The organism is Streptomyces sp. AC555_RSS877 (assembly GCF_019049245.1).
GTDB lineage: Bacteria > Actinomycetota > Actinomycetes > Streptomycetales > Streptomycetaceae > Streptomyces.
The window spans coordinates 1-5,702 of record NZ_JAGMUK010000084.1; the positions used below are offsets into that span (position 1 = coordinate 1).

Consider the following 5,702-nt stretch of genomic DNA (forward strand, 5'->3'; position numbering starts at 1 on the left):
AACTCCTCAAGGACCAGACCCGCGTGCTGGGCGCCGACCACCCGAACACCCTCGACACGCGGTATTGGGCTGCTCGCTTCCGCGGCGAGGCGGGAGACGTGGCTGGCGCCGCCACCGCCTTCGCCGAACTCCTCAAGGACCAGACCCGCGTGCTGGGCGCCGACCACCCGGACACCCTCTCCACGGGAGATTGGGCGCCTTCTGGCGCGGCAAATTGAGGACACGGTCAACGTTTCAGACACCGTAGCCAGGTCGGCAGCCCTGTCACAGATACTGGGAAATCAGGGTCGACGCCTACGGTGCAGAAGAGCCGCAACGAGCTGTGGCAGCTCTCGGACAAGGGCTACAACGTCGGCCCGGTGAGCACGGAAGAGCGCCACGACACAGACGATGGTGGTGCACACCATCGCCAGACCGAGTACGAGTGACACGTACAGAACGGGGTCCATGCGGACCTCCTGATTTTGAGCGCACGGAACCACAGCCGGGCGCAAGGGATGGAAGATCAACCGGAAGCGCCGAGCTCCGTGACCGACGCTGATGTAAGGGGAACGACACATTTGCCTGTAAATGCGGGCGGTTGTCCGTCGCACCACTAGAAGAGGTGAATAGGGGGGCGCCGGGGTTTTCACCGTCGCGTCACGGCTTTCTGCGGAGCAGTGCGGCGACGATCCCGGGCAGCGCGCCCAAGACTGCTACGACGTCACGTCTCAGCACATGGGGCAGCGCGCCGCACCGCCTACAGGTCGATCTCGACGTGCTCGACGTCCGTGAACTCCACCTCCAGGCCCTGGGCGCGGCGGCCGCCGTCGCGGAAGTACATCCCTCCCAGGCCTTCGGCGGCGATGTTCTGGAGTTGCTGCTCGTTCGCGCCGGCTTCGTGGGCGTCGAAGAGACGGGCCGCGTACTGCGGGGGCAGGGCGATGGTCAGGTGCCGGATGCGGGCCTCATCGGTGGTGCCGGGGGCCGCGGTGAAACCAAAGCGGGCGCGGGTGTCGACGACCAGGCCCGTGCTGGTGGCGGCCCGCTTTCTGGCTTCGGCCCGTATGCGGGGCTGCCAGCGCGCGCGGACGGCGTCCTGAAGGCGCTGTGCGAGGTCGGCGCGGGGCCGGCGGATCTGGTCCTTCACGTACCGCTCCACCGTACGTTGCGAGACGCCAAGGGCATCGGCCACCGCGGCGCCTTTGAGCTAAGAACTCTCGTAGCTGAGACAGCATCAGCTGCCGTGAGATAAAGCCCCACGCCAGTGGTCCCGCCCATCAATCTTTTACCTCATGACAGCGGCCCACCCACCCACAATCAACCGCTGACCAGCCCCGTAACACCCCACCCCAGAGCGACGCCACCGACTCTCACCACCACCGACACGAAACCGAGAGATCGCAAATGGAGGCACACGGGGTAGACGTCTCCGACGTCGATGAGAGCAACCTCGAGCATGCCCGGGAGGTGGCGGCGCAGGCGATGCGGCCTGTCCGGGCAGTGCAGGAGCAGGTGCTACTTCTCGGCCCGGAAGCCGTGGATCAAGCGGTGGAGCGCATGGCGCGTGCCCTCTCCACGCTGGAGGATGCGTTCGTCGACCACCTTGCGCCGATCGTGCATCCCCGTCCCGAGGTGCGCTGGGCAGACGCTGTGCAGGGAATGGAGGCAGCCCGGAGAGGGATGTTTGCGGTTATGCGCTCAGAAGTTCGCTCCGCTCCGGAACTCGTCCGTTCACGTAGGTGGGCTCTTTGCCTCTTGGTAGGGGCAGGGCATAGCGGTCGTCGCGCTCCGAGCCAGCATCGCCGTCCGCCGCCCGCGTCCTCCCGTCGCCTACCCGGCTGGGCCCTCGGGGCGCTCGCCCTTCATGCCCGGCGGGCCGCTGTTCGTATGCATCGACCGGGGCTCTCAGTGAGCCGTGACGCTTATTCCGCCAGTGCGCCTAGCCGGTCGACCGAGGCCATTCAGTGTTGCCCGGGCCGAACTTGGGATGCGTCAGTTCCCTTGGTTGCGCAGGATCTCGCCCAGGGATTCGGTCCCGCTCCACCACCGCCGGAGCGTCTCCCCGTCGATGGTGTGGATCCTGTGGGCCTGGGCAAATCTGCGCGCCAGGGCGGAAAACGACCCATTGGTGATCAGGACGAATTCGTCGATCGCAGAGTGAAGTCGGGGATGAAGCTGCATAAGCGCCGAAGAGTCAACACTCCGCCGCTGATCGCCGTACTTCTTGCACTGAAAGCCGATGGTCCGACCGTCCGGCGTGGTGGCGATCACATCGACCCCCATGTCTCCCGGCCCGTCGACGACTCTCGCCGTCGCAAACCCGTCGCGGAGAACGAGAGCCGCTGCCATCTCCGCGAACTCAGACGGGCTGAGGGATTCGACGGGCCGGACCGGCAGGGAGACTGCGCCCTGCTCGCGGGCTTCGCGGCAGCGGTAGATCCTCCGCATGGTGAAGGTGGAGCGGATCACCATCCACGATGCAAAGGCGAGCTTCAGGATCTTGCCCGGCCGCTCCTCCAGCAGCGCCAACCACTCTTCCTCGTATCGCTCAGCGTTTCCCTCGCCCGGGATTCGCCGCGCAGCCCACCTCAGCAGTCGCTGCGCAAGGTGCGAGGAGACATCACACATCTCGTTGACGAGTAGACCGAGGAAAACAGCCAGAAGCGTCTGAAGGATCATCGAGCTGCCTCCCAGCCGAACGTGAAGCCGAAAGCTGGACGGGACGGCTTCCCGACTGCTGGCGTCGGCAACTGCCCGCGCCGCTCAAGCACGACAGCTCGCGCGGAGGCCATGCCATCGGGCGTCAGCTTGTAAAACCGTCGACGAGGACGACCAGGATCCGGGTGCTCCAACTCCCAGCGGCTCTCCAGCCAGCCAGCTTCCTCCATTCTCGCGAGAATGGGATAGATGCTGCCGGTCGGCTTGCCGGCAGCCCGGGCGACCGCGAATCCGTGTAGGTCTTCGTCGGCCACCAGGAACGCTTCCATCACGTCCAACGTCGCAGACGTGATACGGAACGGAGTTTTCATGACCCTAACTCTATATATGAAGAGTTAGGGTCGTCAATCACTTAGGGAGACCTCGGCGCGGTGGTCTCCGGCTCGTTGACCGCGCTGCCGGGGTCGGCCAGGTCGGCGCGCGGCCGGTGTCGTGGTCGTGTCGTGCGAGGCGGAGATCGGCCGAGCACATCGACGTGGCACTCGGTGAACAGGGCGAAGGTGGGCGCGTCGGTGCGGTCGCAGTGGTTCGAGGTGCCGGGATCGCCGGTGATGAGCTGGCCGCAGCGCTCGCAGGGAACGGGCTGCGGCTCAGGCGGGGCCCCAGGGCTTTGGTTGCTGCAGGTGTTGGAGGGCCAGCTGGCGCTCGGCTTGTCGCGGTCGGCGACGAGGCCGACGGTCGGGGTCTGAGCGGCTACGTCCGGTCCCGCGCGGCTTGTCGCAGCCGCCGCTCAACTTCAAACCGGTTGAGGCGTTTTGCGCTGGCGTACTTCGTTACTGCGGTTTGCGTAGCGGCCGCTGCCTCGAACCACGCCTGGCGTTGCTGGCGGCGTTCTTCGTGGCTGTCCAGGAGTTCCAGCTTGCGGCGTTCATTGTCGGCTGCCTGCTGCAGTGCGATCAGCTCGTCGGGAAGCCCTGACCCGTCTTCTGGGCTGCTCGGGAACGGCAGAGTGTTCGTCTTGTCAGGTAAGGCCGGCAGTGGGGCGGGGGCTGTCTCCGTCTCCATGGCTGGTGCCGGCGGCTGGGCGGGGATCAGGCCGTGGGGGGCTGTGGTGCCAAGAGTGGTCGGCGGCGGGTGGTCTGGTGTGGCTGTGGTCATGCCGGGTTTGCAGGTAGGCCGGTTTCGGCTCGCGCTGGCCGGGCTGTCGGGCTCCTGGAGGGGTGGGAGCTCGGTGTCGTCGCTGCGGAGGTCATCGAGCCGGAGCCGGTCTTGGCTGGTGACCCAGAACCGGTGGAGCTTGGTGGCGGTGCGGAACTGGATCGGCACGATGGTGCCGGCTGCAGTGTGGCGGACGAGTTCGTCGAAGAGGACGTCGCGGGGCTTCGGTGTGGCATGAGCCTTACCGCAGCGACGAACGCCGTTGGGGCACGGGTAGATGGCCCGGGCGTCGCAGCGCCAGAAGTCCAGAACGCGAAAGCCGGAGACGACACGGAGGTCGCCCGTCTTGGCGATTATGTAGGCGGGGAGGCTGTCGCTGCGGGTCCAGTGGGTGTCGTGGCGTTGGGCGTAGTCACTGCGGTCGGTGTGCCAAGCGGGCGTGATGCCGTTTTTCTCGGCTTTGCTTGCTCGGGCGCGGACGCTACGGGGGCCGTTGGTGCCGGCGGGGGAAAGTTGCACTTCCCAGCCGATGCGTCGTCCGTCGGCTCCTTCGATGAGGGTGTCGGTCTGGATCCAACTGCGGCCCACTCGGGTGCGTACCTCGCTGTCGCCGCGGAATCCGCCCTCCTCCGCGGCCTTGAGGATCCGCTCTTGGTAGGCCTTGTGCTCATCGCTCATGGGCAGGACGTGGCGCTCTTCGTCCTCGCGCCGTTCGTGGACCGCTTCGCGCCTGCCGTTGGCCCGCAGCCGCAGATGCATCCAGGCTTCGACCCCGGCTTTCTGGCACACGCCCCCGCATTGCAGATCCCGCTCGGCCACCGGAACGTTGCGATCTGCGTACATCCGGTCCATGCGGTAGACCATCTCCCACAGGTCCGGATGCTCCGGATGGCCGAGGTCGTCCTTCGTCAGATCCAGGTAGATCCGCAACTTCGTGTGCCAGACGATATTTGCCACCCACAACCGCCCTTCCTCGTTGAAACGCCGTCAAAAAGACGGTAAGGCGCGGCACTGACAACGAGACAGGAAGCGAGCCAAGAGCAGGGCGAAGACCGGCCAGAACCGCCCCCGCCACTGCAGGCGGGTTGCTGCAGCTACAAGTCGAACTCGACGTGCTCGACGTCGGTGAACTCCACGTCCAGGCCGTGGGCGCGGCGGCCGCCGTCGCGGAAGTACATCTCTCCCAGGCCTTCGGCGGCGATGTCGCGCAGTTGCCGCTCGCTCGCGCCGGCGTCCTGGGCGTCGAAGAGGCGGGCTGCGTACTGCGGGGGCAGGGCGATGGTCAGGTGCCGGATGCGGGCGTCGTCGGTGGTGCCGGGAGCCGCGGTGAAGCCGAAGCGGGCGCGGGTGTCGACGACCAGTCCGGTGCTGGTGGCTGCCTGCTTCCTGGCTTCGGCCCGGATGCGGGGCTGCCAGCGCGCGCGGACGGCGTCCTCCAGGCGCTGCGCGAGGTCGGCGCGGGGCCGGCGGATCTGGTCTTTGACGTACCGCTCCACGGTGCGCTGCGAGATGCCGAGGGCGTCGGCCACGGCGCGGGTGCCTTTGAGCTGCTTGACCAGGTAGCGCATCTGCGCGCCGGCCGACTTGGGGATGGGGCGGGTGAACGCCTGCTGCACGGCCCGCTCCAGGCCGTCTCCCACGATGCCCATCGGGGCTTCCCTTCATGATCCGCTGCGTGGGCCGCTGTGTGGCGATCGCAGCTGGGCTAGGGTTTCCCCCCGGCGTCGGGCGGAACGCGCCGCACAGCGGCAATCAGGACTGTTAGGGTCTGTCCGGCGGATCTTGGCTTGGCAGCGCCCCGTCGCCCCCCTCCGGTTGGAGTGGGGAAGGTTGCACCTAGGCTTTGGCCATGCTGCTGGTCCACGGCGGGGAAGCCGTAGCTAACGCTCCCGAACTGCGCACGG

Annotated in this window: 5 protein-coding genes and 1 pseudogene; 1 reads left to right on the plus strand and 5 read right to left on the minus strand. The window is 67.0% G+C overall.

The features are described 5' to 3' along the window. Positions 1-218 (plus strand): tetratricopeptide repeat protein (locus tag KUM49_RS34175; protein ID WP_374200231.1); only part of this gene is annotated, 218 nt, incomplete at its 5' end. A 521-nt stretch (positions 219-739) separates the two neighbouring features. On the opposite strand, the pseudogene KUM49_RS34180 reads toward KUM49_RS34175, so the two are convergent. From KUM49_RS34180 to KUM49_RS34200, 5 genes and pseudogenes are all read right to left on the minus strand, one after another. Beyond that, positions 740-1,189: pseudogene (locus tag KUM49_RS34180) on the minus strand (XRE family transcriptional regulator); the annotation flags it as partial. A gap of 785 nt (positions 1,190-1,974) precedes the next feature. After that, complete coding sequence (locus KUM49_RS34185) at positions 1,975-2,661, minus strand: restriction endonuclease (protein WP_217240858.1); 687 nt, start codon at positions 2,659-2,661, stop codon at positions 1,975-1,977. Further along, entirely contained in the window at positions 2,658-3,011 is a 354-nt protein-coding gene (locus tag KUM49_RS34190) for a PadR family transcriptional regulator (RefSeq protein ID WP_254402229.1), read from the minus strand. The genes KUM49_RS34185 and KUM49_RS34190 overlap by 4 nt, the downstream gene beginning before the upstream one ends. Before the next feature lie 382 nt (positions 3,012-3,393). After that, positions 3,394-4,755, minus strand: coding sequence for a hypothetical protein (locus tag KUM49_RS48910; RefSeq protein ID WP_254402230.1), 1,362 nt, complete (start codon positions 4,753-4,755; stop codon positions 3,394-3,396). A gap of 137 nt (positions 4,756-4,892) precedes the next feature. Then, entirely contained in the window at positions 4,893-5,447 is a 555-nt protein-coding gene (locus KUM49_RS34200; protein WP_217240859.1) for a helix-turn-helix domain-containing protein, read from the minus strand. Positions 5,448-5,702: the final 255 nt, after the last annotated feature.

Bases quoted from the DNA above. Each gene is read 5' to 3' on its own strand.
- KUM49_RS34200 (WP_217240859.1), bottom strand. From the start codon at position 5,447: ATGGGCATCGTGGGAGACGGCCTGGAGCGGGCCGTGCAGCAGGCGTTC.
- KUM49_RS34190 (WP_254402229.1), bottom strand. From the start codon at position 3,011: ATGAAAACTCCGTTCCGTATCACGTCTGCGACGTTGGACGTGATGGAA.
- KUM49_RS34185 (WP_217240858.1), bottom strand. From the start codon at position 2,661: ATGATCCTTCAGACGCTTCTGGCTGTTTTCCTCGGTCTACTCGTCAAC.